At 46.6% G+C, this 279-nt stretch carries 1 protein-coding gene; it reads right to left on the bottom strand.

Annotated features, from left to right (window positions below; genetic code table 11):
• Nucleotides 1-279, bottom strand: a 279-nt coding sequence (locus tag EII32_RS11940; protein ID WP_148096854.1) for a transposase, incomplete at both ends; no start/stop codon positions are given.

The raw sequence follows: 279 nt of genomic DNA, 5'->3' as shown, positions 1-279 counted from the left end.
AAAGAGACTCTCAAATAATTCCTGCTTGATGTATCCCCTGTCGGCAAACACTTTTCCGTATGGCACTTTTGTAAAAACAGACCATACTCTCTTATCCCCGTCATCTACGTTAGCAGGTGTGAGACAGAACGTTATGATGTCCCCCGTGTCGTTGCAGAGCAGATGCGACTTGAAGCCATGGCACCACCCCATAGTGCCTTTCCCACTCTTGGCAATCCCCTTAAATACTTTATTGAAGTATCGCCTTACATTATGGCACACCGGTATCATGGTGCTGTC

This window comes from Prevotella sp. OH937_COT-195, assembly GCF_003932845.1.
Taxonomy (GTDB): Bacteria; Bacteroidota; Bacteroidia; order Bacteroidales; family Bacteroidaceae; genus Prevotella.
This window is presented reverse-complemented; position numbering and strand designations above follow the sequence as displayed.